The organism is Streptomyces sp. NPDC060194, assembly GCF_042728285.1.
Classification (GTDB): domain Bacteria; phylum Actinomycetota; class Actinomycetes; order Streptomycetales; family Streptomycetaceae; genus Streptomyces.
On sequence record NZ_JBHWZH010000024.1, the window covers coordinates 1 to 26819 of the forward strand.

Annotated in this window: 29 protein-coding genes; 13 read left to right on the top strand and 16 right to left on the bottom strand. The window is 74.3% G+C overall.

Annotated features, from left to right (window positions below):
- Window positions 1-27 precede the first annotated feature (27 nt).
- Entirely contained in the window at window positions 28-1206 is a 1179-nt protein-coding gene (gene tuf / locus ACFWEG_RS07960) for an elongation factor Tu (RefSeq protein ID WP_387210419.1), read from the bottom strand.
- 100 nt (window positions 1207-1306) lie between these two features.
- Entirely contained in the window at window positions 1307-1444 is a 138-nt protein-coding gene (locus ACFWEG_RS07965; RefSeq protein WP_387210421.1) for a hypothetical protein, read from the bottom strand.
- A 181-nt stretch (window positions 1445-1625) separates the two neighbouring features.
- Between ACFWEG_RS07965 and ACFWEG_RS07970 the strand changes: the two genes are divergently transcribed.
- The 6 genes from ACFWEG_RS07970 to lnt all read left to right on the top strand — a co-directional run bounded on the left by ACFWEG_RS07970 (window position 1626) and on the right by lnt (window position 6758).
- Complete coding sequence (locus ACFWEG_RS07970; protein WP_387210423.1) at window positions 1626-2327, top strand: TVP38/TMEM64 family protein; 702 nt, start codon at window positions 1626-1628, stop codon at window positions 2325-2327.
- A gap of 340 nt (window positions 2328-2667) precedes the next feature.
- Complete coding sequence (locus ACFWEG_RS07975; RefSeq protein WP_387210425.1) at window positions 2668-3552, top strand: undecaprenyl-diphosphate phosphatase; 885 nt, start codon at window positions 2668-2670, stop codon at window positions 3550-3552.
- A gap of 109 nt (window positions 3553-3661) precedes the next feature.
- A complete protein-coding gene (locus ACFWEG_RS07980) occupies window positions 3662-4180 on the top strand; it encodes an excalibur calcium-binding domain-containing protein (protein WP_387210427.1) in 519 nt (172 codons plus the stop codon).
- 215 nt (window positions 4181-4395) lie between these two features.
- Window positions 4396-4578 (top strand): hypothetical protein, encoded by a 183-nt coding sequence (locus tag ACFWEG_RS07985; RefSeq protein ID WP_387210430.1) that lies wholly within the window; start codon window positions 4396-4398, stop codon window positions 4576-4578.
- Window positions 4579-4653: 75 nt separating this feature from the next.
- Window positions 4654-5130 (top strand): nuclear transport factor 2 family protein, encoded by a 477-nt coding sequence (locus ACFWEG_RS07990; protein ID WP_387210432.1) that lies wholly within the window; start codon window positions 4654-4656, stop codon window positions 5128-5130.
- Between the two features lie 47 nt (window positions 5131-5177).
- Window positions 5178-6758, top strand: coding sequence for an apolipoprotein N-acyltransferase (gene lnt / locus ACFWEG_RS07995; RefSeq protein WP_387210435.1), 1581 nt, complete (start codon window positions 5178-5180; stop codon window positions 6756-6758).
- On the opposite strand, the gene ACFWEG_RS08000 is transcribed toward lnt, so the two are convergent.
- Window positions 6691-7587: a Gfo/Idh/MocA family protein gene (locus ACFWEG_RS08000; protein WP_387210576.1), complete on the bottom strand. Its 897-nt coding sequence runs from the start codon at window positions 7585-7587 to the stop codon at window positions 6691-6693. The two genes, lnt and ACFWEG_RS08000, sit on opposite strands and share 68 nt — an antisense overlap.
- A 122-nt stretch (window positions 7588-7709) precedes the next feature.
- Here ACFWEG_RS08000 and ACFWEG_RS08005 point away from each other — a divergent pair, with 122 nt between their 5' ends.
- Complete coding sequence (locus ACFWEG_RS08005) at window positions 7710-8219, top strand: DinB family protein (RefSeq protein WP_387210438.1); 510 nt, start codon at window positions 7710-7712, stop codon at window positions 8217-8219.
- Between the two features lie 116 nt (window positions 8220-8335).
- Window positions 8336-8830 (top strand): hypothetical protein, encoded by a 495-nt coding sequence (locus ACFWEG_RS08010; RefSeq protein WP_387210441.1) that lies wholly within the window; start codon window positions 8336-8338, stop codon window positions 8828-8830.
- A 12-nt stretch (window positions 8831-8842) separates the two neighbouring features.
- Here the strand turns inward: ACFWEG_RS08010 and ACFWEG_RS08015 are convergent, their stop codons facing one another.
- A complete protein-coding gene (locus ACFWEG_RS08015; protein ID WP_387210444.1) occupies window positions 8843-9322 on the bottom strand; it encodes a hypothetical protein in 480 nt (159 codons plus the stop codon).
- Between the two features lie 67 nt (window positions 9323-9389).
- Window positions 9390-10388, bottom strand: coding sequence for a helix-turn-helix transcriptional regulator (locus ACFWEG_RS08020; protein ID WP_387210447.1), 999 nt, complete (start codon window positions 10386-10388; stop codon window positions 9390-9392).
- Window positions 10389-10495: 107 nt separating this feature from the next.
- Here ACFWEG_RS08020 and ACFWEG_RS08025 point away from each other — a divergent pair, with 107 nt between their 5' ends.
- Window positions 10496-10906, top strand: a complete 411-nt coding sequence (locus ACFWEG_RS08025) for a DUF3224 domain-containing protein (RefSeq protein WP_387210450.1) — start codon at window positions 10496-10498, stop codon at window positions 10904-10906.
- A gap of 13 nt (window positions 10907-10919) precedes the next feature.
- Here the strand turns inward: ACFWEG_RS08025 and ung are convergent, their stop codons facing one another.
- The 5 genes from ung to ACFWEG_RS08050 form a co-directional block, all read right to left on the bottom strand.
- Window positions 10920-11603, bottom strand: coding sequence for a uracil-DNA glycosylase (ung, locus tag ACFWEG_RS08030; protein WP_387210453.1), 684 nt, complete (start codon window positions 11601-11603; stop codon window positions 10920-10922).
- Between the two features lie 114 nt (window positions 11604-11717).
- Window positions 11718-12473 carry an SDR family oxidoreductase gene (locus ACFWEG_RS08035; protein ID WP_387210456.1) on the bottom strand — a complete coding sequence of 252 codons (756 nt, stop codon included), beginning with the start codon at window positions 12471-12473 and terminating at the stop codon, window positions 11718-11720.
- Window positions 12474-12525: 52 nt separating this feature from the next.
- Window positions 12526-13287 carry a 3-oxoacyl-ACP reductase FabG gene (fabG, locus tag ACFWEG_RS08040; protein WP_387210458.1) on the bottom strand — a complete coding sequence of 254 codons (762 nt, stop codon included), beginning with the start codon at window positions 13285-13287 and terminating at the stop codon, window positions 12526-12528.
- A 173-nt stretch (window positions 13288-13460) separates the two neighbouring features.
- Complete coding sequence (locus ACFWEG_RS08045; RefSeq protein ID WP_387210461.1) at window positions 13461-13844, bottom strand: DUF3037 domain-containing protein; 384 nt, start codon at window positions 13842-13844, stop codon at window positions 13461-13463.
- Window positions 13841-14719 carry a HipA family kinase gene (locus ACFWEG_RS08050; RefSeq protein ID WP_387210464.1) on the bottom strand — a complete coding sequence of 293 codons (879 nt, stop codon included), beginning with the start codon at window positions 14717-14719 and terminating at the stop codon, window positions 13841-13843. The genes ACFWEG_RS08045 and ACFWEG_RS08050 overlap by 4 nt, the downstream gene beginning before the upstream one ends.
- 305 nt (window positions 14720-15024) lie before the next feature.
- On the opposite strand from ACFWEG_RS08050, the gene ACFWEG_RS08055 reads away from it, so the two are divergent.
- From ACFWEG_RS08055 to ACFWEG_RS08070, 4 genes are all read left to right on the top strand, one after another.
- Window positions 15025-15750, top strand: a complete 726-nt coding sequence (locus ACFWEG_RS08055) for an RraA family protein (RefSeq protein WP_387210467.1) — start codon at window positions 15025-15027, stop codon at window positions 15748-15750.
- 52 nt (window positions 15751-15802) lie between these two features.
- The gene (locus tag ACFWEG_RS08060) at window positions 15803-16906 is read left to right on the top strand and encodes a glycoside hydrolase family 88 protein (RefSeq protein WP_387210470.1); all 1104 of its coding nucleotides are present in this window, start codon (window positions 15803-15805) and stop codon (window positions 16904-16906) included.
- Between the two features lie 76 nt (window positions 16907-16982).
- Entirely contained in the window at window positions 16983-18917 is a 1935-nt protein-coding gene (locus tag ACFWEG_RS08065; protein WP_387210473.1) for a heparinase II/III family protein, read from the top strand.
- Complete coding sequence (locus ACFWEG_RS08070; protein ID WP_387210476.1) at window positions 18914-19768, top strand: AraC family transcriptional regulator; 855 nt, start codon at window positions 18914-18916, stop codon at window positions 19766-19768. Before ACFWEG_RS08065 ends, ACFWEG_RS08070 begins: the two co-directional genes overlap by 4 nt.
- Before the next feature lie 50 nt (window positions 19769-19818).
- On the opposite strand, the gene ACFWEG_RS08075 is transcribed toward ACFWEG_RS08070, so the two are convergent.
- The 6 genes from ACFWEG_RS08075 to ACFWEG_RS08100 form a co-directional block, all read right to left on the bottom strand.
- A complete protein-coding gene (locus tag ACFWEG_RS08075; RefSeq protein ID WP_387210479.1) occupies window positions 19819-20589 on the bottom strand; it encodes an SDR family oxidoreductase in 771 nt (256 codons plus the stop codon).
- On the bottom strand, window positions 20586-21614 hold the full coding sequence (locus ACFWEG_RS08080) for a zinc-binding dehydrogenase (RefSeq protein WP_387210482.1): 1029 nt from the start codon (window positions 21612-21614) through the stop codon (window positions 20586-20588). Before ACFWEG_RS08080 ends, ACFWEG_RS08075 begins: the two co-directional genes overlap by 4 nt.
- A gap of 51 nt (window positions 21615-21665) precedes the next feature.
- Window positions 21666-22379, bottom strand: coding sequence for an SDR family oxidoreductase (locus ACFWEG_RS08085; protein WP_387210485.1), 714 nt, complete (start codon window positions 22377-22379; stop codon window positions 21666-21668).
- A 159-nt stretch (window positions 22380-22538) separates the two neighbouring features.
- The gene (locus ACFWEG_RS08090; protein ID WP_387210488.1) at window positions 22539-23732 is read right to left on the bottom strand and encodes a polysaccharide pyruvyl transferase family protein; all 1194 of its coding nucleotides are present in this window, start codon (window positions 23730-23732) and stop codon (window positions 22539-22541) included.
- 26 nt (window positions 23733-23758) lie between these two features.
- A complete protein-coding gene (locus ACFWEG_RS08095) occupies window positions 23759-24766 on the bottom strand; it encodes a hydroxyacid dehydrogenase (protein WP_387210491.1) in 1008 nt (335 codons plus the stop codon).
- Window positions 24763-26805, bottom strand: coding sequence for a DUF2264 domain-containing protein (locus ACFWEG_RS08100; protein ID WP_387210494.1), 2043 nt, complete (start codon window positions 26803-26805; stop codon window positions 24763-24765). The genes ACFWEG_RS08095 and ACFWEG_RS08100 overlap by 4 nt, the downstream gene beginning before the upstream one ends.
- Window positions 26806-26819: the final 14 nt, after the last annotated feature.

Sequence of the window (26819 nt, forward strand, 5' to 3'; positions counted from 1 at the left end):
CGTGCGGGGTGCGCCGGACGGAGCGGCTCAGCGGACCTCGGTCACCGTGCCCGCGCCCACGGTCCGCCCGCCCTCGCGGATGGCGAAGCCGAGCCCGCTCTCCAGCGGCACCTCGCGGCCGAGCTCGACCGCGAGGTCGACGGTGTCGCCGGGCCGGGCGACGGCGACCACGCCCAGGTCGATGTCGCCGACCACGTCCGCCGTCCGCAGGTAGAACTGCGGCCGGTAGCCGCTGACGACCGGCGTCGTGCGCCCGCCCTCGCGGGCGGAGAGCACGTACACCCGCGCGGTGAAGCGGCGGCTCGGCGTGACGCTGCCGGGCGCGGCGACGACGTGCCCGCGGCGCACCGCGTCCCTGGACAGGCCGCGGAGCAGCAGCGCGACGTTGTCGCCGGCCTGCGCGGAGTCCATCGGCCTGCCGAAGGTCTCCAGGCCGGTGACGGTCGTCGCGAGCGGGCCGCCGTCCGCGCCGAGCAGCTCGACGCGGTCGCCGACCCGGACCGTCCCGCGCTCGACGGCACCGGTGACGACGGTGCCGCGCCCGGTGATCGTCAGCACGTTCTCCACCGGCAGCAGGAACGGCGCGTCGACGTAGCGCTCCGGCATCGGCACGTAGGTGTCGACGGCGTCGAGCAGCGCGCCGACCGCCTCCGTCCAGCGCGGGTCGCCCTCCAGCGCCCTGAGTCCCGAGACCCGGACCACGGGGACGGTGTCGCCGCCGTACCCGTGCGCGGTGAGCAGCTCGCGGACCTCCAGCTCGACCAGGTCGGTCAGCTCGGGGTCGCCCGCGTCCGCCTTGTTGAGCGCGACGACGATGTGGTCCACGCCCACCTGCCGGGCGAGGAGCACGTGCTCGGCGGTCTGCGGCATGATCCCGTCGGTCGCGGAGACGACGAGGATCGCGCCGTCGAGCTGCGCGGCGCCGGTGACCATGTTCTTGACGTAGTCCGCGTGGCCGGGCATGTCGACGTGCGCGTAGTGGCGGGTGTCGGTCTCGTACTCGACGTGGCTGATGTTGATGGTGATCCCGCGGGCGGCCTCCTCCGGGGCCCGGTCGATGCGGTCGAACGGGACGAAGGTGCCGGAGCCGCGGTCGGCGAGGACCTTGGTGATGGCGGCGGTGAGGGTGGTCTTGCCGTGGTCGACGTGGCCCATGGTGCCGATGTTGAGGTGCGGCTTGGTCCGCACGTATGCCGTCTTGGGCATGGCTGGAGCTGTTCCCTTCAGGAACGCGAAGCGTGGACACCGGACCCCTGGGCCTGACCGACCCTCCCCCTGCGGGGTCCGCCGGTCTGTCCGGGGAGAGTCAGCTTCGGGCGCCGCCGAAGGGCGCGACCGCGGAAGCAGCGACGACGGCTGCTGCGGCTGCGGCCGCGGAGAGGACGGCAGCCTTCGGCGCGGCCGCGACGGCGGCCGGCGCTGCGAGGAAGGCGTACCGGGACATGCCCACGATCCTGGCCGACGCCGGCGGGCGCGTCGACTCATTTACGTGCGGCCGGAGTTCACCCGCCGCCCGGTCGGGCGCGGTGTCCGGCGTGATGTGCTGGAGTGTGCTCTTCGGCACTGTGCGGCATATGAGGCACGGATTACGGCGATCCGACAGGTTCTTCGGTTAGTCTCCCCGGATGCTCGCCTCCGCTTCCCGTCCCCACGGGCTCGCTCTGCGCTGCGGCAAGCTTCTGCTGTCGCCGTGGTCGCGGCTGTCCCTGCTGCTGGTGCTCCTCGCGTCGGCGGCCGCCTTCGTCGTGATGTTCCAGCCGCAGCGGCTGCTGTCCGACGGCTGGCCCGCCCAGATCAACGGCGCCGGCGCCGTGCTGCTGTTCACGGCGGCCTACGGTCTGTGCACCGCCGCGTTCGTGCCGCGCCCGCTGCTGAACCTCGCGGCGGGCGCGCTGTTCGGCTCTCACTTCGGCCTGGCCGCCGCGGTCGGCGGGACGGTCGTCGGGGCGGGCATCTCGTTCTGCCTGGGCCGGATGCTGGGGCAGGACGCCCTGCGGCCGCTGCTGCGCGGCAAGTGGCTGAAGGCGGCCGACGGCCAGCTGAGCGGGCACGGCTTCCGGACGACGCTCGCGGCGCGGCTCTTCCCCGGTGTCCCGTTCGCCGCGGTGAACTACTGCGCCGCGATCTCGCGGATGCGCATCGCCCCGTTCCTGCTCGCGACCGGTCTCGGCTGCATCCCGAACACCGCCGCGTACGTCGTCGCCGGCAGCCAGGCGTCCACCCCCACCTCCCCCGCCTTCCTCTTCGCCATGGGCTTCATCGCCCTCTCCGGCCTCGGCGGCCTGATCGTCGCCTGGCGCAAACGCCACCAGATACGCGGCGACTGACCGGGCGCGGCCCAGGGGGTGGCCGGCGGATCTCGCTCCGAGTCGCCGGGCCCGGCACGCCGATCTGCGGCGTTGTCGTCGGTCGCCGACTTACCCGAGCTCTCGGCTTCGCTCGCGCGGGGGAGACCCCACGGCGTCGCCCCCCTCCCCCGTCGTGCACCTCGACGCACCATGGCCCCGCTCGACGCGACACAGACCTCAAGGCCCACCCAGTGCCGGGCGAGATCCGGCGGCCACCCCTGGACGTCGACCCGTGGCCACCTGCTCGTAACCCGTTCGGACTACGGTCCGCGGCGTCCAGACGATTCGCGATCTTCCTCCCCGGGACGGCCTCACCTTCATGAGCTGGTTCGAATCCCTCATCCTCGGCCTCGTACAGGGGCTGACGGAGTTCCTTCCGATCTCCTCCAGTGCCCACCTGCGGCTGACGGCCGCGTTCGCCGGCTGGGAGGATCCGGGGGCCGCGTTCACCGCGATCACCCAGATCGGCACCGAGACCGCCGTCCTGATCTACTTCCGCAAGGACATCTCCCGGATCATCTCGGCCTGGTTCCGCTCGCTGCGCGACCGCTCCATGCGCTCCGACCACGACGCGCAGCTCGGCTGGCTGGTCATCGTCGGCTCGCTCCCGATCGGGATCCTCGGGGTGACCCTCAAGGACCACATCGAGGGGCCCTTCCGCGACCTGCGGCTGATCGCGACGACCCTGGTCGTCATGGGCGTCGTCCTCGGCATCGCCGACCGCCTCGCCGCGCGGAGGGCCGCCGCCGAGACCTCCGGCGGCCGCCACCGCTCGGTCGCACCGGGCAAGACCCTCAAGGACCTCGGCGTCCGCGACGGCCTCATCTACGGCCTGTGCCAGGCGATGGCCCTGGTCCCCGGCGTGTCCCGGTCCGGCGCCACGATCAGCGGCGGTCTCTTCATGGGCTACACCCGCGAGGCCGCGGCCCGCTACTCCTTCCTGCTGGCCATCCCGGCCGTCCTCGCCTCCGGCCTGTTCGAGCTGACGGAGGTCGGCGAGGGTCACGTCTCCTGGGGCCCGACGATCTTCGCGACCGTCATCGCCTTCGGTGTCGGCTACGCGGTGATCGCCTGGTTCATGAAGTTCATCTCCACCCGCTCCTTCATGCCCTTCGTGATCTACCGCATCCTCCTCGGCCTGCTCCTCTTCGCCCTGGTGGCGGCCGGTGTGCTGAGCCCCCACGCGGGCGAGTCGGCGGGCTGAGGCCCGCGGGACGCCGTGTCACAGCTGTGTCACCGCGTCCCGGTCTCCCCCTCGCGCCCCACGCCGCGGGGTCTACGGTCGCGCCACCGCACGACCGAGGGGGGACCTCATGAGCAACCCGTACGACCCGTCGCAGCCGTACCAGCCGCAGCCTCCGTACCAACCGCAACCGCCGTACGGACCGCAGCCGCCCGCGCCGCGCCGCTGGGCCCGGAAGCGGTTCGTGCTCCCGGCCATCGGGTTCGCGTTCCTGGTCGGCATCGCGGCGGGCGGCGGCGCCGAGACCCCCGCCCAGGCCGACTCCGCGCCGAAGCCCGGGCCGACCGTCACCACGACGGCGACCGCGACCGCCACGGTGACCGCGAAGCCCGCCGCACCGAAGCCCGCGCCGACCGTGACGGTGCGGGCCACGACGAAGGTCACGGTCACCGCGCGTCCGCCGGCGGACGCCGCACCGGCGGACGACGGCGGCAGCGGCGGCACAACCGGCGGGGGCGGCGGCAGCGACGTGTACTACCAGAACTGCACCGCCGCCCGCGCGGCCGGAGCCGCACCGGTCCGCCAGGGGCAGCCGGGCTACGGCCCGCACCTCGACCGGGACGGGGACGGCGTGGGCTGCGACAGCTGAACCGCCCTGAACGGCGCCGGGCCGCCCCGCGGCGACCGCGTCATGGAACGAGCACGACCGTGTGCCGGTCCTGTCGCGGACGCAGCCGGCGGCGCCCCGCGGCGCGTCCTGCCGTACGAGAGATCGCTCACGGGCGCGGCCCGTGACGAAGCGGTGCGGGGGATCGTTGGCCCGGTGGACACCGGTTCCCCAGTCAGACGCACGGAGGTGCGCAGGTGAGTGCACATCAGGTTCTCGAACGGTTTCCGGCCGGGGGGCCGCGGGGCTCGTGGCCGGCGGAGGAGTTCGCCGCGGCCCGGCTGACCGAGGGGGTGCGGGCCGAGGTGGTGATGGACCTGCACGCGGACGCGTTCCTCGTGATCGTGCGCGGGCAGGAGACCCCGCCGGGCCCCGCGTGACACGCCGCCGGCCGGGCGCCGCGGATTCGGTGCACGGCTCTTGGCGTCCCGCACCGGGGACCGGAGACTGACCCGATGACGCAGCGTGTGGATCTCGCGACCGTGATGGACCGGCTGGCCATCGACGCCCTCGTCACCGGCTACGCCGTGGCGCTCGACGACGGCGACTGGGAGGCTCTCGCCGGCCTGTTCACCGCGACGGGCCGGGCGGACCACCGGACGGCGGGCGGCATAGAGGGCGGGGTCGAGGAGATGGTGGCCTGGCTGGCCGGCACCATGGCGCGCTACTCCGTCCGCCAGCACCTGTACGTCAACCGCCAGGTGACGGTGGAGCAGGTCGACGGCGGCCCGGGCGACACCGCGCGGGTCCGCGCCGACTACCTGCGCCCGCTGCGGCCGAGCCCGGACGCGGGACCGGTGTCGCTGTCCGGCGGCCGCTGCCTGTTCATCGTGGCCCGCACCCCGGCCGGCTGGCGGATCGACCGGCTCACCGTCCAGGAGAAGTGGCGCCAGGCGCACGCGGGACCGTACCGGAACGGGCCGGGCCTCTGAACGACCTGCCCGAGGGCGCCGACACCCGCTCGGCCGCCGCTCCACGGATGCGAGGAGGCCTGCCGGCCGTTCCGGACGGCGGCTGGTCGCGCGCCGCCTGCGCCGTGCTCGCGGGCGCGCTTCCCGCGCTCGCCTTCCCCGCCCCCGCGTGGTGGTGGTGGGCGTACGGGGCGCTGGTGCCGTGGATGCTGCTCGTCCGCCGTGCCCCCACCGTCCGCCGCGCGGCGCTCGACGGCTGGCTGGGCGGTGCGGGCTTCCTGCTCGCCGCCCACCACTGGCTCATGCCGAGCCTGCACGTCTTCATCGTGCTCCTCGTGGCGGTCCTCGGACTCCTGTGGGCGCCCTGGGGCGTGCTGGTGCGCCACCTGCTGCGGGGTTCCCCCGGCGTCCGGCGCGGGGTCGCGGCGGTGTTCCTGGTGCCGTCCGGCTGGCTCCTGGTCGAGCTGGTGCGGTCGTGGCAGGGGCTCGGCGGGCCGTGGGCGCTGCTCGGCTCCAGCCAGTGGCAGGTGGAACCCGCCCTGCGGGTCGCCTCGGTGGGCGGGGTGTGGTTGGTCGGTCTGCTCGTGGTCGCGGTGAACACCGCGCTGACGCTGCTGGTCGCCGGGGCGGGCCGGCGCGGGGCCGTCGTTGCGCTCGCCGGGCTCGTGGCCTGCGGGCTCGTCGCGGGCGCGGCCTCGTGGTGGGCGCCGCGCCCGGCGGTGGCCGGCGAGGTGCGGGTCGCCGTCGTCCAACCGGGCGTCCACGGCGGGCCCGGCGGCGCGGCGCGGCGGTTCGCCGCCGGCGAGCGGCTCACCCGGGAGGTCGCGGACCGCGGCGTCGACCTGGTGGTGTGGGGCGAGAGCAGCGTCGGTTCCGACCTCGCCGCGCGGCCCGCCCTGGCCGCGCGGCTGGCGGCGCTCGCCCGGGAGACCGGCGCGGACGTGCTGGTGAACGTCGACGCCCGGCGCACGGACCGCCCGGGGATCTTCAAGAGCTCGGTGCTGGTCGGCCCCGGCGGCCCGACCGGGCAGCGCTACGACAAGATGCGGCTGGTCCCGTTCGGCGAGTACGTGCCCGCCCGTTCGCTGCTCGGCTGGGCGACGTCGGTGGGCAGGGCGGCCGGCGAGGACCGGCGGCGGGGTGAGCGGCAGGTGGTGATGGCGACGGCGCGGGCGGACGGCCGCGAGCTGCGCTTCGGCCCGCTGGTCTGTTTCGAGTCGGCGTTCCCGGACATGAGCCGCCGTCTGACGCGCTCGGGGGCGCAGCTGCTGGTCGCGCAGTCGGCGACGTCGTCGTTCCAGGACAGCTGGGCCCCGGCGCAGCACGCCTCCCTCGCCGCGCTGCGGGCCGCGGAGAACGGCCGGCCGGTGGTGCACGCCACCCTGACCGGCGTGAGCGCCGTCCACGGCCCGCGCGGCGAGCCCGTCGGCGACCGGCTCGGCACGGCCGAGCGGACCGCAGCCGTCTACGCGGTACCGCTGGCGACGGGCCGCACCGCGTACGTGCGCTACGGCGACTGGGCGGTGCACGGCGCCCTGGCCGCGCTCGCGGCGCTGTGCGCTTACGAGGGCGTGCGCCTGCTCAGGCGCCCGCCTCGCGGACGATCCGCTCGCACAGCTCGTGCGTCTCGAGGGCGTCCCGCGCGCTGAGCGGCCGCCCGGTGCGGACCGCGTCGAGGAAGTCGGCGACCACCTGCTCGATGCCGCGCTGCCGGGCCACCGGGACCCAGTCCCCGCGCCGCCGGACGCTGGGCTGGCCCTTGTGGTCGATGATCTCGGCCAGGTTGAGGACCTGCCGCCGGGAGTCCTGGCCGGAGACGTCGAGGCTCTCCTCGGTGGACCCGCTGAGCCGGTTCATGGTGCCGACGGCCGTGAAGCCGTCGCCGGAGAGCTGGAGCACGACGTGGTGCAGGAGCCCGTCGACGACCCGGGTGCGCACGTCGACGTGGTCGATCGTGCCGGGGGCGAGGAAGCGCAGGGTGTCCACGACGTGGATGAAGTCGTCGAAGACGAAGGTGCGCGGCTCCTCGGGGAGGCCGACGCGGTTCTTCTGCATGAGGATCAGCTCGCGCGGATGCTCCAGGCACTGCGCGTAGCCGGGCGCGAAGCGGCGGTTGAAGCCGACGGCGAGCGGCACGCCGTGCTCCTCCGCGAGCCGGACCAGGTCCTCGGAGGTCTTGAAGTCGTAGGCGAGCGGCTTGTCGACGTACGTGGGCACGCCCGCCGCGATCAGCCGGGAGACGATCTCGGGATGGGCGACGGTCGCCGCGTGCACGAACGCGGCGTCCAGCCCCTGGTCGAGGAGCGCGTCGAGCCCGGTGTGGCGGTGGTCGGGCGCGATCCGGTAGGTGTCGGCGACGCGGGCGAGCGTGCCGGGGTCGCGGGTCTGGAGGTGGAGGTCGAGCCCTGGTGCGACGGTCAGGACGGGCAGGTACGCCTTCTGCGCGATGTCGCCGAGACCGATGACGCCGACCTTCACCTGGGACTCCTCGATGCCGTGTGCCGTGATGCCGTGTTTTCGCAGCATACGCGGCCCCCGCGGCTGCGATTTCGGAGCCGGCGGATTCGCGTCGACGGGGCCCGCGGGGGAGGATGCCGCGCATGACGATCTTCGAACGGCCCGACCCTTCGCTCCCCGTGGACGAGCGCACCATGCTCGACAGCTGGCTGGACCACCACCGGGCGACCCTGGCGGCCAAGTGCTCCGGTCTCGACGACGAGCAGTTGCGCCGGGCCGCGGTCGCCCCCTCGGGCCTCACCCTGCTCGGGCTGCTGCGGCACCTGGCCGAGGTGGAGCGCTGGTGGTACGCCATCGTCCTCGCGGGCGAGCCGGACGTGTCGGTGTGGCTTACCGACGACGACCAGGACCGCGACTTCCACGTCACCGAGCACGACACCGGGGCGGAGGCGTTCGCCGTCTGGGAGACGGAGGTGGCGCGATCCCGCGAGATCGCCGCCCGGTACTCGCTGGACGACGTGTCGGTGGGGACCCGTCAGACCGGTGAGCACGTCACCTTCCGGTGGATCCACACCCACATGCTGGAGGAGTACGCCCGGCACAACGGGCACGCGGACCTGCTGCGGGAGGCCGTCGACGGCGCGCGGGGCTGACCGGCTCCGCACCTGCGCGCCGGGCGCGCGTCCGGACGGGCGCCGGGACTCACCCGTCCGGGTCATCATCGGCGGTCCGGGCCCGAAAGGGCGGCGCGAGCAGCAGAGTTGGCCGGATGTACCGCACCAGAACCACCGCGACCCTTCTCATGGGTCTGGCCGTCACCGCCGTCTCCGGCTGTGTCGGCGTGAACGGGCCGACCGACGCCGCACCGCGGGTGAGGCCGTCGGAGGCGGCCGGCGCTCCGCGGCCCGCGAACGCCGACGTACCGCCGCGGATCGTCCAGGCGCCGGCGCTGGAGGCCCTGGAGATGATGCCGCCGACCCCGCCGCCGTCGGACCGTCCCGCCCGGCAGCCCGTCCCGGCGGCCGCCGCCGAAAGGGACCGCCCCGCCGCCGCGCCGACACCGGCCCCGGACCGTCCCGCCCCGTCCGCCGGAGCCGAGCGGCCCGCGGCCCGGACCGCTCCCCCGCCGCCCGCGCCGCCCCGGGTGCCGGGTGCGGAGGAGCTGCGGGACCTGGGCGACGTGTGCGCGCTGGGCCGCCGCTACGGCGGCTGGCAGCCGGGCAGCCCGGAGTCCCGCATCTGCGCCGACACCTACGGGGGCTGAGCCGCCCCCGACTTACCGCTCGGTCAGCCTCAGCTCCATGCGGCTGATCGCGCCCCTGACCCCGTCGCCGTAGGCGTCGTCGCCGAGGGTGTCGATCACCGCGCGGGCGGCGCGCAGGTGCTCGCGGGCGTGGTCGGGGCGGTCCAGGCGGTCGTAGTCGGCGGCCAGGTTGAGGTGCAGGGACGGATAGAGGCCGCGGACCGCGATCGAGCCGTCGGGGCGTGCGACCCGCGCGTCGGTCAGCAGGTCGGCGGCGGTGAGCGCCCGCAGGTCCCACTCCAGCTCCGCCAGCGGGTCGTCCTGGGTGTCGGCCATGTAGTGGGCGAGGGTGCACCGGTGGAGGGGGTCGCCGTCCTCGCCCAGCTCCGCCCAGAGGGCGGCGAAGCGGGTGCGCGCCTCCTCGCGGTCCCCGGCGTGGAGCAGGATGGCCGTCTGCCCGATCCGGGTCATGACCGCGTCCGGGGGCGCCTCGTCCTGCCGTGCGTGACCCATCGCAGCCTCCCGCCGCCCGTGCGCCCGCGGTCGGGCCCACCGTCGAAACGTCCTGTCCCCTCCGACGCTATCCGGCCCCACCCTCCCCAGGCTCGCCACGCCCGCCGTAGCGCTCTGCCAGTCGGGTGGCGACGTCCGCCACCGCCGACCGCAGGGCGGCGGGCGCGAGCACCTCGGCGTCCAGGCCGAGCCGCAGCAGGTCGCCCACGGCGACGGCCGGCGTCTCGACGTCGAGGTCGGTCTCCACCCGGCCCTCGGCGTCCGGTTCCCCGGCGGCCTCGACCGCCCGCGCCCCGGCCGCACCGAACATCATCGGGAGCAGCCGCATCCCGCGGGCGGACAGCCGGACCCGGGCCGTCTGCTGCACCACCGCGGCCTCCAGGCGCCGGGTGGACTCCTGCCAGTGGGCGGCGAGATCGAAGCCGGGCGGCCGTTCGAAGGTCTCCGCCGCCACCTCGGCGGTGAGCATCCGGGACACCCGGTAGGAGCGGATGTCCGGGCCGGCGCGAGCGACCAGGTACCAGTTGCCGCCCTTGAGCACGAGGCCGAGCGGGTGCATCTCGCCCTCGCGGGACTCGCCGCCCCAGCGGCGGTAGCGGGCGCGGACGACCCGCTGCCGCCACACCGCGTCGGCGATCGCGGCCAGGCAGGGGACGGGGTCGGCGTCGCGGAACCAGGCGGGGGCGTCGAGGTGGAAGCGCTCCTGGATCCGGCGCGACCGCTCCCCCGCCCCCGCGGGGAGCGCCGCGGCCAGCTTGAGCTGCGCGGTGGCGAGCTCGGCGCCGAGCCCCAGCGCGGCGGCCGCGCCCGGCGTCCCGGCCAGGGACAGCGAGTCGGCCTCGTCGTCGGTGAGCCCGGTCAGCCGGGTCCGGTACCCGTCGGTCAGCCGGTACCCACCGGCCGGACCGCGGTCGGCGTAGACCGGGACCCCCGACGCGGAGAGCGCCTCGACGTCCCGGTAGACGGTCCGCACGGACACCTCCAGCTCGGCGGCGAGCTCCGGCGCGGTCATGCGGCCCCGCTGCTGGAGCAGCAGCAGGAGGGAGAGCAGTCGGTCGGCGCGCATGCCCCCATCCTGGCCCGCCTACCTGACAGAAGGTGTCAGGTACGCGGGCCAGGCTGCTTCCACCGGCCGGAATCCCCGGCGGTGGGATCGGGAGAGGAGTCCACGCGATGACCGCGATCCAGGGCACCGGCAGCTTCACCTTCGAGCGCTGGGAGGAGACCGAGGGGGGCACGGCGTCCGGCGGCGCCAAGCTCGCCCACGCGTCCGTGACGAACACGTTCACCGGCGTCGTCGAGGCCGCCGGCACCTCGTGCACGTACGTGATCGCCTATGACACCGAGAAGACCGGCTCCTTCGTCGGGTACCAACTCCTGGACGGCACCGTGGACGGGCGCAGGGGCTCGTTCTTCCTGGAGGAGCGGGGCGCCTTCGGCGAGGACGGCACCGTGCGCTGCACGTTCACGGTGGTCGGGGGCTCGGGGACCGGCGAACTCGGCGGGCTGGCCGGCAGCGGCGGCTACACGGCGCGCCACGGCGAGGCGTCGGTGGCGTACACCGCCGAGTTCACGCTGTCCTGAGCCGCCCGCCGGCTCAGCCCAGGTTCGGGATGCGCCAGTCGATCGGGCGGTGGCCCTGCGCGGCGACGGCGGTGTCGATCTGGGTGAAGGGCTGGGAGCCGAAGAACTTCTTCGCGGAGAGCGGGGAGGGGTGGGCGCCCTTGACCACGGCGTGCCGTTCGGTGTCGATGAGGGGGAGCTTCTTCTGGGCGTAGTTGCCCCACAGGACGAAGACGGCCGGGTCGGGACGGGCGGCGACGGCCTTGATCACCGCGTCGGTGAACTTCTCCCAGCCTTTGCCCTTGTGCGAGTTGGCCTCACCGGAGCGGACCGTGAGCACCGCGTTGAGCAGCAGGACGCCCTGCTCGGCCCACGGCATCAGGTAGCCGTTGTCCGGGACGGGGTGGCCGAGCTCGTTCTGCATCTCCTTGTAGATGTTGCGCAGGGAGGGCGGGGTCCGCACGCCGGGCCGCACCGAGAAGCACAGGCCGTGCCCCTGGCCCTCGCCGTGGTAGGGGTCCTGACCGAGGATCAGTACCTTGACCTGGTCGAAGGGAGTGGCGTCGAGTGCGGCGAAGACCTCGTCGCGCGGGGGGAACACGGGACCCTTGGCCCGCTCCTCCTCCACGAACTCGGTGAGCTCCTTGAAGTACGGCTTCTCCAGCTCGTCTCCGAGCACCTCGCGCCAGGACTCGGGCAGCATCGCGATATCGGGCACGTCGACAACCTCCGGCAGTGGTTCTGTGCAACTGCCCCCGAACCTACCGGGCACCACTGACAACGGCCCCGGGCGGTCCTCCCGCCCGGGGCCGTACGCGCGTCGCCGGCCGGGTCAGCCGACGCCGGCGTTGAGGAAGATGCCGCCGTCGACGACGAGCGTCTGGCCGGTGACCCAGTCCGACTGGTCGGAGGTCAGGAACGCCGCCGCGCCGCCGATGTCGGAGGGCACACCGAGCCGGCCCAGCGGGTAGGCGGCCGCCGCCTCCTCCTCGCGGCCCTCGTAGAGCGCGGCCGCGAACTTCGTCTTCACCACGGCGGGGGCGATGGAGTTGACGCGCACCTTCGGCGCGAACTCGTGCGCGAGCTGCACGGAGAGGTTGACCATCGCCGCCTTGCTCATCCCGTACGCGCCGATGAACGGCGAGGCGGAGACCCCGGCGACGGAGGCGATGTTGACGATGGCCCCGCCGTTGTCCCGCTGCCAGGCGCGCCAGGTCTGCTGGGCGAAGCCGAGCGCGGAGACCACGTTGGTCTCGAAGACCTTGCGCGCCACGTCGAGGTCGAGGTCGGCCATCGGGCCGAACACCGGATTGGTCCCGGCGTTGTTGACGAGGAAGTCGACCCGGCCGAAGGCCTCCATGGTGCGCTCGACGGCGGCGGCCTGGTGGGCCTCGTCGTGCGCCTTGCCGGCCACCCCGATGACCCGGTCGGCGCCGAGCGCCTCGACGGCCTCCTTCAGGGCGTCCTCGTTGCGCCCGGTGATGCAGACCCGGTCACCGCGCGCCAGGAGCGCCTCCGCGATGCCGTAGCCGATGCCGCGGCTCGCGCCCGTGATCAGCGCGACCTTGCCACTGTCCTGCTCAGGCATGTCCCCTGCCCTTCTCTGCTCTTGCCGGTCGGTCGGATGCGCGGACCGGCGGTCAGTCGAGCGGCCCGCCGGCGACGTACAGGACCTGGCCGGAGACGAAGCCGGCCGCCTCGTCGGTGAAGAAGGCGATCGCGTTGGCGATGTCGTCGGGGGTGCCGACCCGCTGGACGGGGATCTGGGTGGCGGCGGCGGCCTTGAAGTCCTCGAAGCCCATGCCGACCCGCGCGGCGGTGGCGGCGGTCATCTCGGTGGCGATGAAGCCGGGGGCGACGGCGTTGGCGGTGATGCCGAACTTGCCGAGCTCCTTGGCCAGCGTCTTGGTGAAGCCCTGCAGACCGGCCTTGACGGCCGAGTAGTTGGCCTGGCCGCGGTTGCCGAGCGCCGAGGACGAGGAGAGGTTGACGATCCGGCCGAATCCGGCGTCGACCATGTGCTTCTGGACCGCCTTGGCCATCAGGAACGCGCCCTTGAGGTGCACGTTCATGACCGTGTCCCAGTCGGACTCGCTCATCTTGAACAGCAGGTTGTCGCGCAGGACGCCCGCGTTGTTGACGAGGATCGTCGGCGCGCCCAGCTCGGCGACCACGCGCGCGACGCCCTCCTCGACCTGCGCGGCGTCGGCGACGTCGCAGCCGACGGCGAGCGCCCGGCCGCCGGCCGCGGTGATCTTCTCGACGGTGTCCTTGCAGGCCGCCTCGTCCAGGTCGAGCACGGCGACGGCGTGGCCCTCGGCGGCCAGGCGTACGGCGGTGGCGGCGCCGATGCCGCGGGCCGCTCCGGTGACGACGGCGACGCGGGCTTGCGTGGTGGACATGCGTGATCTCCTCGACTCGACCGTGAGTGGGGTTCCGCGGCCGCCGACCGGATGGGTGAGCGACCGCTTAGTACCCTGCGGACGTGACGCTAGAAGCCCTGGCACCCGGTGTCAACGTGCCCGCCGGGTGCCCCTGATCACTCACCCGGCGGGCGTCACGGCAGGGTGGTCGTCTACTGCACGAGCAGCGCCAGGAGGCGCTCCGTCTCACCGGCCGGATCGGTGGTGAGGCCGGTGTGCACGGGTCCGGGCTGCACCACCGTGGAACGCGGGGCGACCAGCCAGCGGAACCGCCGTCCGGCGTCGTCCCGCTCGGCCTGCCCGGCGTGCTCGCCGCCCCGGCAGATGCCCTCGACGGCCCGCAGCGCGGCCCTCACCCCGGCGACGTCGGCCGCCGGGTCGAGGGCGCGCAGCTTGCCCTCGTCGAGGTGGACGCGGGCGCCGACGTAGGCCTGGGCACGGCAGTACACCAGCACCCCGGCGTTGAAGCACTCGCCGCGCTCGACCCGCGGGACGACCCGAAGGAGCGCGTACTCGAAGACGTGCCGCCCGCTCATGCGCCCGCCCCCTCGCCGGCGTCGCCCGCCGGTTCGGCGTCGTCGTCGCGCTTCGCGTGCGGCCACGGAGCGAGGTGGTCGGTGAGCCAGCCGGGCGCCTGCGACGGGCGCGGTTCACGCCGCTCGCCCAGGACGATCCGCTCGTGGATGTCGGCCGCGCGGCTGAGCAGCGGGGCGGCGTAGGCCCGGCGCAGCGCGTCGGGGTCGGCGAAGCCGGGCTCGCCCGCCAGCCAGACGTCGGGGACGTCGGCGGTGACCTCGGCGAGCAGCTCCTCGGTGACCAGCGGCGCCAGGTCGGCCGCGGCCGCCGCGATGTCGGGGGCGAACTCGGCGAGCACGTGCTCGGACGCGTCGTACGACCGGGCCGCGGAGGCCTCGACGCCCGGCCAGTTGTGGTGCCAGATCATGGTCGCGCCGTGGTCGATGAGCCAGGCGTCCCCGTGCCAGACCAGCATGTTGGGGTTGCGCCAGGAGCGGTCCACGTTGTTGACCAGCGCGTCGAACCAGACGACCCGGCCGGCCTCGGCCGAGTCGACGGCATAGGCGAGCGGGTCGAAGCCGATCGAACCGGGCAGGTAGTCCATGCCGAGGTTCAGCCCGCCGCTCGCCTTCAGCAGCTCCTGCACCTCCTGGTCCGGCTCGCCGAGCCCGATCACCGGATCGAGCTCCATCGCCACCAGCTCCGGCACCCGCAGCCCGAGCCGCCGCGCGAGCTGCCCGCACACCACCTCGGCCACCAGCGTCTTGCGCCCCTGCCCCGCGCCGGTGAACTTCATGACATACGTGCCGAGATCGTCGGCCTCGACGATCCCGGGCAGCGATCCCCCCTCCCTGAGGGGGGTGACATACCGGGTCGCGGTGACTTCAGGAAGCATTCCGCCAGGTTATACGGGCGGTACTGCCTGCGAATCGACGGTGAGTCGCAGCGCCCCGACCGGCCCTGCGGAGGCGCCCCGGGCGGGGTCGGTGGCGGGCCGGAGGCCGTCCACGGGAGATCGGGCGGGGGAACGGCACCGCCCGACCGGCGGATCGTGCACACCATCGGCGTGCGGGGCCGGGTGCGCACCGGCTCGCGCTGCCTACGGTCGGGGCGTCAGCACCGTGCGGCCCCGTCGTCCCGTCCACCTCGGGCGCCGACCGACGGTATGGGGAGAGTTCAGCAGGAAGCGAGTCACCACGTATGGATCGTCCGAGGACAGACGCCCTGCCGTCGCCCGCCCGGGCCTCCGACCACGGGCCGGGCACCGGCTCGGGGCCGGCCGTCGGGGAGTTGTGCGACCGGTACGCCCGGGTTTCCACGGCCGCGGTCAACGACGTGCTCCGGGCCCGGGGACTCACGTGCCAGGTGCTCCCCCACGCGATCGCCCCGGTGCGCGACGACATGCGGCTGGCCGGGGTGGCCTTCACCATCCGGGGCGCCCGCAGCGCGCGGCTGGAGGACGAGATGGAGGAGCGCGCCGCGATGCTGGAGCAGATACCGGAGCACTCGATCTGCGTCTGGGACACCTCCGGCGACGAGGAGTCGGCCCAGTGGGGCGAGGTCATGACCATGGCCGCTCAGCGCAGGGGCTGCCGCGGCGCGGTGGTCGACGGCGGCGTGCGCGACACGGAGAAGGTCCTGGGCCTGGGCTTCCCCGTCTTCGCCCGCTACCGGACGTCGAACGGCATGCTGGGCCGGTTCCGGATGACCGGCTGGCAGGTCGGGATCACGCTCGGCGGGGTGGCCGTCGCGCCGGGAGACCTGCTGGTCGGAGACCTCGACGGAGTGATCGTCGTCCCGCGCGCCCTGGCCGAGGAGACACTGGTCGCGGCGGAGGGGGTCGAGCGGGCCGAGGTCGGGATCAAGCAGATGGTCGCCTCCGGTCTGGACCCGCGGGAGGTGGTGAGGCGTGGTGGCTACTTCTGACCGCGGCCCCCTTGCCGGCCCGGCGCGCCCCACGGCACGGTCACCGCACGACGTGGCCGTCGGCCTCTTCCGCCACTACGACGCGACCGACGAGGTCAAGGCCTACTACGGCGTCCTGGCGGTCTACGCGCTGGCTCGCGCGGCGTCCGAGGCGGGCGACGACACCGCCCTCGACCACGCGGAACGTGTCGTCCGCCGCTTCCCCGACGGAGTCGCGCATCCGCCGTACAACTTCCCCAGCTACCGCATCGGCGGGATCGCACACGCCTTCCTGAGCGCCCGGGGACGGCTCGCGGACCGCGCGGAGCTGCTGCGGCACCACGCCGAGGAGATGATGACGGCCACCCGCGACGCGAAGGGCATCCTCGCCATGCCGGGGCGCCCCGACCTGGTCTGGATCGACGTCGCGATGGCCGCGGCCCCCTTCCTGATGTACGCGGGCCTCGCCCTGGAGGAGCCCCGCTACGTCGACGAGGCGGTCAGCCAGGCCGTGCTGATGTACGACGAGTTCCTCGACCCGGCGACCGGCCTGCTGCACCAGTGCAGGGGGTTCGTCGCCGAGGGGGTCCTGTCGCGGGACCACTGGGGGCGGGGCAACGGATGGGGGCTGTTCGCCCTCGCCGAGCTCCTCGGCGGGTTGCCCGCGGGGCACGAGCGGCGCGGCGAGGTCGTCGAGCGGTTCACCGCCCTGTCGAGAAGTCTGCTGCCCTACCGGTCCGCCCGCGGGCTGTGGCGTCAGGAGATCCCCATGGCCGAGGCCTGGGAGGAGTCCTCCGGCACCGGCCTGATCGTGTACGGCCTCGGCGTCGGGATCCGGCAGGGGGTGCTCGTCGGCGAGGAGTGGCGCGACGCCGTCGCCGACGGCGTGCGGGGCCTGGCGCGGTGGTGCGTGAACACCGACTTCTCCACCGAGAACAGCTGTCCCGGAACCCTGTGCCCGGGCGAGGGCGAGGCCGCGGGGACCCCCGAGGCCTACGTCCGGCTGCGGGCGCCCTTCCGGGACGAGCCGCACGGGTTCGCCGCGCTGATCCTGGCGATGTCCGTCGCACCCGTCGCCGGCGTCGGGTCGGTGCGGCTGCGGCCCTCCCCCCAGTCCGAGACCTACCTCCCCCCGCTCGCCCCCACCACGGATGAGGCGCCCGATGACCTCGGCTAATGACCCCCGTACACGTAGCCGGCTCGACGTGCGGGCGGTGCTCGACCTGTGCGCGAGAGACCCCAGGGCCCAGGACATGCTGGACGTCCTGACGCGGCGCGCCGAACGCTGGACCGCCTCCCCGACCGTCGCCGACCCGGACGACGCGGCCGCACGGGTGGACTGGTGGCACGTCTGCTGGGATCGGCTGGGCGACGTGGCCTTCGTCCAGGCGCTCGTGCCGGACGAGCGGCGGGCGGCCTGGCTGACCGCGGAGGTCACGCGGATCTGCGACCTCCCTCCCGCCGACTGGACCGGGCCCGCGTTCCGGCCGCGGACCTCGCCTCCGGTCGGCACGCTCGAGACCGCCCACGTCGGTCTCGGGGTCACGACGGTGCTCGAACTCTGCCCGGAGCTGTTCGACGGCGGCCTGCGCCACCACGTCGAGCAGGCCCTCTCGACCAAGGGCCTCGCACCGTGCCGCCGCTTCCTGGAGGGCAACGAGCGGGTACCCGGGGAGGGCGAGGCGGCACCCGACGTGTGCAACTGGTACCTGGTGCTGCTGAACGGCTTCGCCGCCATGGCCCTGGCGACCGGCTCGGACGCCGACATCGCGACGCTTCCGCGCCGGTTCCGGTTCGGAGCCGCGCTGTGCCAGGGCGACAGCTACGCGGAGTGGGTGCAGTACTGGGGCTACGCCCTGCTGCACCTCACCCACCTGTACGAGCTGCTGACCGCCGCCGGCGTCCCGGAGGTGACCCCGGAGTGGATCGCTCCGCTGGGCAACGCGCTTCCGTGGGTCGCGCAGTCGGTGATGTTCGAGCAGAAGCGCAGCTCCTGGGGTGAGGGCCGCTATCCGGCGTTGGTGAACTTCGGGGACACCGCGCTGACGGGCCGGCCCCCCGCCGACGTCCTGCTGTGTCTCGCGCGGTTCCTGCCCGACGGCGGACCGCGGCACCGCGGCCTCGCCCGCCAACTGTTCGAGACCACCTACGCGGACCTCGAACTCGCCCCCTACGGCGGCACGTTCGGCTTCTTCAACGCGATCGGCTGGCGGAGTCTCCACCATCTCGCCGAGGCCGGTGCACCCGTCTCGCCCCGGGAGGCGGGGCTCGCGACCGGGCAGGGGTTCGGCACGGGTGCGGTCGTCGTCCGGGACTCCTGGGAGGACACCAGGACCGTGCTGGCCGCCCGGACGGGCCAGGACGACCTCCCCACCGTCTCCCACCGCCACGCCGACGACGGCAGCTTCGTCCTCGGGCACCGGGGAGAAGTCCTGTTCACGGACCCGGGGCACTGCTGCTACCGGCTGCAGGCGCAGGAGGTCGCCAAGTCGTCTCAGGCGCACACCGGTTGGAGCTTCACCGACCCCGCGACCGGCAGGACGCTGTCGCAGAGCCGGCCGCTGGCCGCGGGAGCCCGGGGCGGCCGGTTCGGGCCGCGCGTCGTCGACAGCCCGGCCGCTCAGGGCCCGGTCACCGTCTTCGGCGCCGACGTGGCCGCCGCGTACGGCGACCCGGACGTCGAGCGTGTGCAGCGCACCTGGTTCAGCCTGCTTCCGCACATCGTGCTGGTCGTCGACGAGATCGGGACGCGGCGGCCCCTGGTCGTACACTCCCACTTCGTGATCGACAACCGGGACGACCTGCTGCGGACCCACCGGGCCACGGACAGCCGGCTCGTGTTCCGACGGCGCCAAGTGGCGGCCAAGTTCTTCCAGTTGGCTTCGGAGACCGACCGGCGCCCTTCGGCATCCCCGGTCCGGACCGCGTGGTCCGCGCTCCACGACGTCTACAGCCCGCACCCGAACGCCCCGGGGCAGGGGAAGGAGGGGAGCGGAGAGGTCCACACGTTCTCCTCGGCGGCCGCCGGGACCCGCCACCGGGCGGTCTACTCGATCGTCCTGGACGAGGAGCCGGCGATCACGGGGTGGCACGTCCGGTGGCGGGGCGGGGACGTCGTCGCCGTGGAGCGGCCGGACGGGACCGAGCTCTCCTTCGACCTCGACCGCCTGCGGGCCGAGGCGACGTGACGCACCGCACCGGGGACGAGCGGCGGCGGCGTGTGCCCGCCCTGCCGTCACGCGACCCGTTCGACTGCACCGTCAGCGACGTGGACTACGTGCTGGTCCGCCGGACCTCCGCGGACTGGCGGATCAGCGACCACGCCAACACGCAGTCGCACATCATGGTCTACGCGGTCTCGGGCAAGGCGGACTACGACATCGCCGGCCGGGCCTATCGGATCCGGCCCGGGGCGCTGGTCCTGATGCCGCGCGGCACCGTGCACACGGCCAGCAGCGACCAGGAGGACCCCTGGCACTTCATGTCGGTCGCCTTCCGGGTCACGGCGGCCGACCAGGATCCGGACGCCCTGCTGGGCGCCCTCCCCGTCGTGAGCACCGACCTGTCCGGAGGCGTCGCCACCGCCTTCGCGCAGCTGCACACCGCGTGGACGTCGAGGGAGCCCGGACACCAGCTGCAGATGCGGGGGCTGACGTCGGCGGTGCTCTTCCGGGTGATCCAGCTGCACCGCCGCTCGACGGCCGACCCGCCGCACACGCGGCGCATCTCGGCCGTCACCCAGCTGCTGACGGACGACTTCGCCACCACGTACTCGGTGCAGCGGCTCGCCGCCCTGTCCGGGTACAGCCCGTCCCACTTCCGGACCGTGTTCAAGCAGGTCACCGGGCTCACGGCGACCGCCTACCAGCAGCACGTCAAGATCGCGAAGGCGACGGAGCTCCTGAGCAGCGGCGAGTTCAACGTGACGGAGACGGCGCGGTTGACCGGCTTCCGCGACGTGCACTACTTCAGTCGCCTGTACAAGCGGATGACCGGCGTCAGCCCGTCGCAGCTGTCCCGGGGCGGTCTCGCCGTCTGACCGCGGGGGCGGGGACGGGACAGGGGGCAGGGCTCGACGGGCCCCGTGTGTCACCGCCCCAGCCATCCCCCGTCGACGGCCAGCGCCGTGCCGTGCACGTAGTTCGCCGCGGGGCTCGCCAGGAACACGGCGCTCCAGGCGAGGTCCGAGGGCTCGCCCCAGCGACCGGCCGGGATCCGGTCGAGGATCGCCCGACTGCGTTGCGGGTCCTCGCGCAGCGCCGCGGTGTTGTCGGTGGCGATGTAACCGGGCACCAGGGCGTTCACGTTGACGCCGCAGCCGGCCCACTCGTTGGAGAGCGCCTTCACCACGCCGAGGACGCCGTGCTTGGCGGCGGCGTACCCGGGAACCAGGATGCCGCCCTGGTAGCTCAGCAGGGACGCGGTGAAGATGATCTTCCCCGAGCCCCTGTGCACCATGGCGGCGCCGATCCGCCGGGCCAGCAGGAACGGGGCGGTGAGGTCCACCTGCAGGACGAGGTCCCAGTCCTCGTCGGAGTGGGCGGCCGCCGGGGCCCGGCGGATGATCCCCGCGTTGTTGACCAGGATGTCGATCGGCGGCCCGTCATCCGTCAGCGCGGCGGCCAGTTCGGCGACGGCCCGGCGGTCCGAGAGGTCGGCCCGGACGGCCGTGAAGGACCGCCCCTCGGCGCGGACCGCCGCGGCGGTCCCGCCGTCGTCGGTGATCGTGCCGGACACGCCGACGACGTCGGCGCCCGACCGGGCGAGGGCGACGGCCACGGCCCGGCCGATCCCGCGGCTGGCCCCGGTGACCACGGCCCGCCTGCCGGTGAGGTCGAAGGGCGAGCGCGGCCCGGTCATCGCGCCCCTCCGGTACGGACCAGGACCTTCATGACCCCGCGGCCGGACTCCGTCGCGGCGAACGCCTCGGCGGCCGAGCCGAGCGGGACGACCGCGGAGATCAGGACGTCGGCCGGCACCGTGCCGTCGTGGACCAGCCCCACGGCCTCGGTGAAGTCCTCCCGCCCGTACAACCGGGCCCCGACCAGGGTGAGTTCGCGCCAGAAGATACGGTGCAGGTCGATGCTGCGCGGGCGGGAGTGGATCGCGACGAGGCAGAGCCGGCCGCGGGCGCCGAGGACCCGGACGGCGGTGGCGAGGCCCTCCTCCGCCCCCGAGACCTCGAAGGCGACGCGCGCCCCGGACCCCTCGGTCCAGCCCTCCGCCGCGGCCGCCGGGTCCTCCCGGGCCGGGTCGACGGTGCGGAACCCGAGCCGGGAGACGACGTCGCGCCGGTAGGCGTCCGGTTCGACGACCAGGACGGAGCCGCCGGCCCGGCGGGCCAGGAGCGCGATCAGCACGCCAATGGGCCCGGCGCCCACGACCACCACGGTGTCGCCGTGCGAGACCCCGGCCCGGCGGACGTCGTGGACGGCCACCGCCGTCGGTTCCACGAGGGCCGCGGCCGCCAGGTCGACGTCGCGCGGCAGGGGGACGACCACGCCGACGGGGACGGTCCAGCGCTCCTGGAGGGAGCCGGCGGAGTCGATCCCGATGAAGTCCAGTGCCTGGCAGATGTGCTGGTGACCGTCCCGGCACGCCGCGCACGCGTCGCACGCGCGCAGCGGCATCACGGTCACGGGGTCCCCCGCGGCGAGGCCGGTGACCCCCTCGCCGATCGCGGCGACCCGTCCGGACGTCTCGTGGCCGAGCACCGCGGGCCGGTGCACGCGGCCGTCCATGTCGCCGTGGTAGACGTGCAGGTCGGTACCGCAGATCCCGGTGTAGGCCGGGGCGATCTCCACCTCGCCCGGTCCCGGTGGGCGCCGGTCGACCTGTGCTGCGACGAGGGAACGGGCGCCGGTGTACCGGACGGCGAGGGGCATGGGAGGTCCCTTGTTCGGAAGGTGGTGCGGAGGGCTGTGGGGGTGGCGCCGTCACCGCGGCCGGGTCACGCCCGTGGACTCGAACAGCAGCTCGCGCACCACGACGTGCGGGGGCAGGGAGACGACGTAGAGCAGCGCGGAGACCACGTCCTCGGGCGCCAGCAAGGTCTCGCGCCGTACGGGTCGGTCGCCCCAGAACGGGGTGTCCGTCCCGCCCGGCGCCAGGTGGGTGACGCGGATCCCCTCGTCCTTCAGCTGCAGGGCGAGGGCAGCGGTGAACATGGCCACGGCCGCCTTGGCGGTGCAGTAGGCCGGGGCGGTGGCGTTCGGCCGCAGGCCCGCCGCGGATCCGACGTTGACGATGAGGCCGTGTCCGCCGGCCAGGTGCCGTACGGCGTGCTTGCAGGCGAGCATCGTCCCGGTCACGTTGACGTCCAGCATCGTGGCGAGGTCCGCCGCCGGTGCGGTGGCGATCGCGCCGGGCACCGACAGGCCGGCGAGGTTGACCAGGACGTCGAGGCCGCCCAGTCCGCCGGCGGCCGCGTCGATGAAGCCGGCCACCTGCTCCTCGTCGGTGATGTCGGCGACCCGGGCGACGAGCCCGGGCACGTCCCGCGTCAGGGCGTCGAGGCGACCCCGGTGCGAGCCCGTGACCGCGATCGCCGCACCGCGCTCGCGCAGGGCGGCCACCAGCACGCGGCCGATGCCGCCGGTCGCTCCGGTGACGGCGACACGGAGACCGGAGAGGGGATCGGCTGGGTACATCTGGCTGCTCCTCGGCACGGGTTCACGTCCTGGACCTGCAACTCTGTCCGCCGGGGGCGGGCAGAGGCCAGGGGCTGGAAGCCCGTCCCTTGCACGATCCGCCGCCCTCACACTGCCGGGTGTTCCGCCCCCGGCCCGCCGCGCCGGCACCCGCCCCCGTCAGCGCCCTCGCGCCGCGTCGAGCGCGCCCGCCAGGATCCGCATCGACTCCTCCTGCATCCGGTGCACCCTGTCCCGGGCCTCCTCGGCCCTGGCCCGCGCGGCGGCGGGGTCGGCGGCCACGCGCAGGACGGCGGGCGCGACCCCGGCCGCGGAGGCCGGGTCGTCCATGTCGAACAGCCAGTCACCGAGCCCGATGTCGTGCCACATGAACCCCTTGGACGTCTGCTCCTCCCAGCGGCATACCAGGGCGGGCACACCGTGGCCGACGGCCATGATCGGCGAGTGCATCTCGTTGCCGAAGAGCCCGGCCGACCGGGCGTGGACGCTCAGCGCCTCGCCCAGGCTCCAGAAGTCCTCCCGCCACACCACCCTGTCGCGGACGTCCGACGGCAGCCGGTCGTAGACGTTCTCCCGCGATATCCGCATCTGGGAGCTGTCCTCGGGGCTGAGCAGGACCTTCAGCCCGGTCTCCCGCACCACCGCCTCGATCGCGGCGCGCAGCGGGGCGTGGTCCTGCTCCTTCATCCGCTCGTTGTGGGCGTGGTCGCGCCGGTCCTGCGCGCTCATGGGCCGGTCGTAGATGTCCCAGTACGGGCTCACCCGCAGCCTGCTGAGGCAGCAGAGGAACCTGCCGTCCTCCAGGCCGTGGGCGTCGAGGAAGGCGCGGGCGGGGGTTTCGTCGAAGAGGTCGGCGGCGAACGCGCTGTCGGGGGCGAAGGCCGTCACGGGCGCGCGCACGCCGACCTCCCGCGCCCGGGCCAGGGAGACGGAGTCGCGGAAGTAGGCGAACTCGGCGCCGCTCAGCAGGCGGACCGTCTCCTCGTCGGTCTCCTGGAGGGTGATGCCGAGGATCCCGTACGGCTTCCCGCTCTGCGCCCAGCGGGCGATCTCCGGCGCCCCCATGAGCTTCGGCCCCGAGCCGTGGAGCAGGAAGTCGTTGTGGGCGACGGCCGCCGCGAAGTTCTCCGCGGTCTTCTCCCAGATCCGCACGCGCGGGAACCGGGCGGTGATCTGGGCCTCCACCCCGTTGTCCACCGCGCTCGGCCACAACTGCACCTCGACGTCGGGGAGATGCTTCTCCAGCAGGGCCAGCATGCCCGGCGTGTGGGCCACGTCGCCGATGTTCACCGTCTGCCAGGCGGAGCGCAGCAGAATGCGCGGGGGACGGGCGCCGGATGTCTCGGAAGTCATGGTCGGTCTCTCTTTCCGGTGCGGGGTCAGGCGGTGCGGTCGAGATCGGGTCCGGCCACGGGTGCACGGAAGGGCCGGCCGTGCACGAACCGTTCGAGCTCGTCCACCGCCGCGCGGCCGAGCCGGGTCAGCTCGTTGCCGGAGGAGCCGGCCAGGTGCGGGGTCAGCACGACGTTCGGCAGTTCGTACAGGGGCGAGTCCGCGGGCAGGACCTCGGGGTCCGTGACGTCCAGGACGGCGTGCAGGCGGCCCGCGACCAGCTCCTCGGTGAGCGCACGCTGGTCGATCAGGGCGCCGCGGGCGGTGTTGAGGAGCGTCGAGCCGTCGCGGAGCAGGCCGAGCCGGCGGCGGTCCAGCATCCCGCGGGTCCGGTCGGTCAACGGCGCGTGGACGCTGACCACCGAGCACTGTTCGAGCAGCTCGTCCAGGGGAAGCGTGCGGACCCCCAGGGCCTTGGCGCCGGCGGCGTCGAGGTACGGGTCGTGGACGGAGACCAGGACGTCGTGCGGCCGCAGGAGCTCGATGACCCGCCGTCCGATCCGGGAGGCGCCGATGATGCCGACGTGCCGTCCGGCGTTGCCGATCTCCGGGTACTCGCGGTGCAGGGGGACGGCCGTGCGTTCCCGTGCGTAGCGCTCCTTGAGCGCCATCACGCCCTTGCCGGCCAGCAGGATCCAGGCCAGCGTGTACTCGGCGACCGGCAGGGCGTTGGCGCCCGCCGCGCTGGTGACGGCCAGGCCCCGTTCGAAGCAGACCGGGTGGACGTGGTGCTTCACCGTTCCGGCGGTGTGCAGCACGGCGCGCAGGCGCGGCGCGCGGTCGAGCACCGCCGCGTCGATGTAGGGCGACTCCCATCCGGTGACCAGGACGTCCACCTCGGCGAGGACGCGCCGGGCCCCGGGGGCGTCGAAGTCCGTGAGCACCACCGGCTCCACCTCGCCCAGGGCCTCCATGCGGGCGCGGTCGGCGGGGGTGAAGAGCCGGGCGGGCAGGTACGCGGCCATGGCCAGCGCGCACCGCGGTCGTCGGGTCATGTCGTCTCCGTCGTGCCGCCGGGCGGGTCGAGGCGCAGCTCGTCGCGGTGCCCGTCGCCCCAGTCGACGCGCACCCGGGTGCCGTGCGCGTCCTTCGCCACGTCGAGGGTCACCGCCTCGGCGGCGGTGGTGATCGCGGGGTCGCCGGCGAGGACCAGCAGGGCCGCGTAGACCTCGCCGGGGCGCACGGGCTCGCCGCCGGCGACGGTGGGGACGGCCGCGTGGCGGCCGAAGGCGTTGGTGCCGTCGGCGTCCACGGCCGCCGCCTGCGTGAGCCCCCGCAGGCCGATCGCCGTGCTGGTCAGGCCGTTCGCCGCCGCCACGTCGGCCCGTGCGGGCGCGAGTCGGCTGCGGACGGGTGCGTCGTCCGCGACGGGCAGGCCGCTCATGACGAGCGTCCACGGCCCGTGGTCCTCGGCGAGGCCGGGGGCGTCGGCGGGGTCGGACCCGGCGTCGCGGTCCTCCGGCCGCCGGACGTCGACGCGCGCCAGCCGTACCTCCGCGCCGCGGTGCAGCACCGACGCGGTGGTCACCACGGGGCCGGTGGTGAACCGGGAGGAGTCGGGGGCGAAGTAGTCGGGGAGCTCGCCGTCGAGCCAGTGGGCGCGGTGGCGGGAGATCCCCACCCGGCCGTCCAGGCGCAGCCGCCGCCAGGGCCGCCGCAGGGACGGCGCGCCGTCGGCGCGGACCAGCGCGACGTGGGAGTCGAGAGGGAGGGAGTCCGCGGTGCCGCCCACGGCCGGTCCGGCGGCCGTGGCGTACGCGTGCCGCGCGTACACGCTGTCGTCGGGTTCCAGGAACCTCGGATCGGCGTGGTCCCCGCCGTGCTGGACCAGCCGGACGATCCCGTCCCCGCGGGTCCCCGAGACGAGCCAGCCGGGGCCGGGGAGCGGGAACTCCGTGTCGGCCTGCTCGACCGGCAGCGGCTCCTCCACGGCGGTCCACACCGGGTGGTCGGCGGGCAGCAGGAGCCCGGCGAAGCCCTTGCCGGCCCAGTACGGCGACGCCGGACCGGAGTACGGCTGCCGGATGTCGGGGAACGCGTCGCGCCACCCCAGGGAGAGCAGCCCGCGGTCGTCGACACTGCCGGCGTCGAGGAAGTAGCGCAGCACCCCGCTCGCGAGCCGCCTGGTCAGGCCGGGGGCGAGGGGTGTGGCGTCGAAGAGCGCACCGGTCCAGAACGGGGCCGCGACCGCCGTGCGGTAGGTCAGCGAGCGCCCCTGGAAGAGGGGCGCTCCGTCGGCGCCGACGAGGTGCACGGCGTCCTGGAGGTAGCGGGAGAGCCGCTCGCGGTAGAGCGCGGCCTGCTCCGCGTAGGCGTCCTCGCCGGCGATGCGGCAGAACCAGAGCGGGTAGAAGTGCATGGCCCAGCCGGAGTAGTAGTCGAACCTCCGGTGGTCGCCCGGCCGTTCGGTGCCGTCGGCGTACCAGCCGTCGCCGACGTAGAACTCCTCGTTCAGGGCCATGACGGCCTCGACGTCGCCGGGGGACCACGGTCCGCCGACCGAGCGCAGAAACCCGTTGGTCACCCCCTGGAACCACGCCCAGTTGTTGCGGCTCGGCACCTGGCCGACCGCGGGCGTCAGCCACTCGACGACCCGCTGCCGCACGGCGTCGTCCAGACGGTCCCAGATCAGCGGGCGGGTCTCGTGCAGGGCGAGCACGACGGAGGCGGCCTCCACCTTCGCCTGCGGGGTGTCGCGCAGGGTGGGCCAGCGCTCGGGGGAGGCGGGGTCCGTCCCGGCGGCCAGGCCGCGGGCGTAGTGCTCGGCCAGGTGGAGCGGGTCCGCCTCCTTCGTCCCGGCGAGGCGGAAGGCCGCCAGCAGGAACGTCCGGGCGAAGCCCTCCAGTCCGTCGCTGTGCCGGCCCGACCGGCCGGCCGGTCCCGGCAGGTCGATCAGGGCGTGGGTGCTGGAGGCGTAGGGGCGTACGGCCGCGAGGAGCCGGTCCGCGGTGTGCTCCCAGTGGGCGCGGGTCCAGCCGGTGAGCGGCGATGCGGCGCGGTCCTCCGGGGGCGGTGGGGCAGCGGTGGCCGCCATCGCGTTCTCCCTTC

Coding starts and splice junctions, on each gene's coding strand:
- tuf (WP_387210419.1), bottom strand. CDS start 1,206: ATGCCCAAGACGGCATACGTGCGGACCAAGCCGCACCTCAACATCGGC.
- ACFWEG_RS07965 (WP_387210421.1), bottom strand. CDS start 1,444: ATGTCCCGGTACGCCTTCCTCGCAGCGCCGGCCGCCGTCGCGGCCGCG.
- ACFWEG_RS07970 (WP_387210423.1), top strand. CDS start 1,626: ATGCTCGCCTCCGCTTCCCGTCCCCACGGGCTCGCTCTGCGCTGCGGC.
- ACFWEG_RS07975 (WP_387210425.1), top strand. CDS start 2,668: ATGAGCTGGTTCGAATCCCTCATCCTCGGCCTCGTACAGGGGCTGACG.
- ACFWEG_RS07980 (WP_387210427.1), top strand. CDS start 3,662: ATGAGCAACCCGTACGACCCGTCGCAGCCGTACCAGCCGCAGCCTCCG.
- ACFWEG_RS07990 (WP_387210432.1), top strand. CDS start 4,654: ATGACGCAGCGTGTGGATCTCGCGACCGTGATGGACCGGCTGGCCATC.
- lnt (WP_387210435.1), top strand. CDS start 5,178: ATGCGAGGAGGCCTGCCGGCCGTTCCGGACGGCGGCTGGTCGCGCGCC.
- ACFWEG_RS08005 (WP_387210438.1), top strand. CDS start 7,710: ATGACGATCTTCGAACGGCCCGACCCTTCGCTCCCCGTGGACGAGCGC.
- ACFWEG_RS08010 (WP_387210441.1), top strand. CDS start 8,336: ATGTACCGCACCAGAACCACCGCGACCCTTCTCATGGGTCTGGCCGTC.
- ACFWEG_RS08015 (WP_387210444.1), bottom strand. CDS start 9,322: ATGGGTCACGCACGGCAGGACGAGGCGCCCCCGGACGCGGTCATGACC.
- ACFWEG_RS08020 (WP_387210447.1), bottom strand. CDS start 10,388: ATGCGCGCCGACCGACTGCTCTCCCTCCTGCTGCTGCTCCAGCAGCGG.
- ACFWEG_RS08025 (WP_387210450.1), top strand. CDS start 10,496: ATGACCGCGATCCAGGGCACCGGCAGCTTCACCTTCGAGCGCTGGGAG.
- ACFWEG_RS08035 (WP_387210456.1), bottom strand. CDS start 12,473: ATGCCTGAGCAGGACAGTGGCAAGGTCGCGCTGATCACGGGCGCGAGC.
- fabG (WP_387210458.1), bottom strand. CDS start 13,287: ATGTCCACCACGCAAGCCCGCGTCGCCGTCGTCACCGGAGCGGCCCGC.
- ACFWEG_RS08045 (WP_387210461.1), bottom strand. CDS start 13,844: ATGAGCGGGCGGCACGTCTTCGAGTACGCGCTCCTTCGGGTCGTCCCG.
- ACFWEG_RS08050 (WP_387210464.1), bottom strand. CDS start 14,719: ATGCTTCCTGAAGTCACCGCGACCCGGTATGTCACCCCCCTCAGGGAG.
- ACFWEG_RS08055 (WP_387210467.1), top strand. CDS start 15,025: ATGGATCGTCCGAGGACAGACGCCCTGCCGTCGCCCGCCCGGGCCTCC.
- ACFWEG_RS08065 (WP_387210473.1), top strand. CDS start 16,983: ATGCTGGACGTCCTGACGCGGCGCGCCGAACGCTGGACCGCCTCCCCG.
- ACFWEG_RS08075 (WP_387210479.1), bottom strand. CDS start 20,589: ATGACCGGGCCGCGCTCGCCCTTCGACCTCACCGGCAGGCGGGCCGTG.
- ACFWEG_RS08080 (WP_387210482.1), bottom strand. CDS start 21,614: ATGCCCCTCGCCGTCCGGTACACCGGCGCCCGTTCCCTCGTCGCAGCA.
- ACFWEG_RS08085 (WP_387210485.1), bottom strand. CDS start 22,379: ATGTACCCAGCCGATCCCCTCTCCGGTCTCCGTGTCGCCGTCACCGGA.
- ACFWEG_RS08090 (WP_387210488.1), bottom strand. CDS start 23,732: ATGACTTCCGAGACATCCGGCGCCCGTCCCCCGCGCATTCTGCTGCGC.
- ACFWEG_RS08095 (WP_387210491.1), bottom strand. CDS start 24,766: ATGACCCGACGACCGCGGTGCGCGCTGGCCATGGCCGCGTACCTGCCC.
- ACFWEG_RS08100 (WP_387210494.1), bottom strand. CDS start 26,805: ATGGCGGCCACCGCTGCCCCACCGCCCCCGGAGGACCGCGCCGCATCG.